General features: G+C 73.1%; 1 protein-coding gene. It reads left to right on the top strand.

Annotated features, from left to right (window positions below; translation table 11 throughout):
• The first annotated feature begins 254 nt into the window (after nt 1–254).
• Entirely contained in the window at nt 255–1,307 is a 1,053-nt protein-coding gene (locus tag E9565_RS21825; RefSeq protein ID WP_236828882.1) for an IS110 family transposase, read from the top strand.
• Nucleotides 1,308–1,325: the final 18 nt, after the last annotated feature.

Raw genomic sequence — 1,325 nt, forward strand, 5'->3', positions numbered from 1 at the left:
GACTGTGAGGCTGGCCGGGTCGGTTCGTCGGTGATGGGCTGACTGCTGGCGGCAGCGGGCGTGACCCTTGCTCTGACTGGCCTCGTGCCTTTGCCGGGACTTGTCCACCTGCTGCTGCCGGCACCGGCCCGGCCGGAGACGTTGGCCTGATCAGGAGCTTGACCGCCAGTTGCCGCTGACGTGTCTCATCACAGTCCTGCCCTCTCCGCACCGGACCGGGACCTGCTGCGTCCCATCTGGTGAGGAGTGAACGCATGTCCATGCTGGCAGAGCTGGTCGAGGTCGTCATCGGCGTCGACACCCACAGCCAGACCCACACCGCCGCGGTCGTCGATGCCCGGACCGGTGCGGTGCTGGCCCGAGCGACGGTCACCGCCGACCCGGACGGCTACGCCACACTGGTCGCCCTAGCCGAGCAGCACTCCGGGCTGCGGGCGTGGGCGATGGAGGGCACCGGCGGCTACGGCGCCGGCCTGGCCCGCCACCTCGCCGACGCCGAGGAACTGGTCGTCGAACTCGACCGGCCCAAGCGCCCCGCTCGGCGGGCCGGAGCCAAGTCCGACCCGATCGACGCCGAACGCGCCGCCCGTGACGCGCTGGCCCGCACCCGGCTGGCCCAGCCCAAGACCGGCCCGGAGCGGGCCGCGCTGCAGATGCTGCTCACCGCCCGGCGGGCCGCGGTGGAGGCCGCCACCGCAGCCCAGCGGCAACTGCTGGCCATGGTCATCACCAGCCCGGAGTCCGTGCGCGGCCGGTTCCGCGGGCAGACCACCCGCGCCATGATCACCACCGCCGCCAGGCTGCGGCCGGGCGCCAGCAAGGCCGATGTCGAGGCCATCACCGCGCTGACCGTGCTGCACGACCTGGCCCGCCGCATCCGCTTCCTGGAGGCCGAGGCGCTCGCCCACGAGAAGGCCATCCGCGTGATCGTGCGGTCCTGGCGGCCGGACCTGCTCGAGCTCACCGGCGTCGGCCCGATCGTGGCCGCCACCGTGCTCACCGCCTGGTCTCACCCGGGCCGCTGCCGCAGCGACGCCGCCTTCGCCATGCTCGCCGGCGCCGCCCCGATCCCGGCCTCCTCGGGCAAGACCGTGCGCCACCGGCTCAACCGCTCCGGTGATCGCCAGCTCAACCGCGCGCTGCACACCGTCGTCCTCAGCCGCCTGCAACGCGATGGACGCACCCGCGCCTACGCCGACCGCCGTCGCACCGAGGGCAAAACCGACCGGGAGATCAAGCGCTGCCTCAAGCGCTACATCGCCCGCGAGCTCTACCGACGCCTCGAATCACCACCCGCAGCGGCTTGACCCGGCATAGGAGCGTCC

It is taken from the genome of Blastococcus sp. KM273129, from assembly GCF_021698995.1.
In the GTDB taxonomy this organism is placed as follows: domain Bacteria; phylum Actinomycetota; class Actinomycetes; order Mycobacteriales; family Geodermatophilaceae; genus Blastococcus.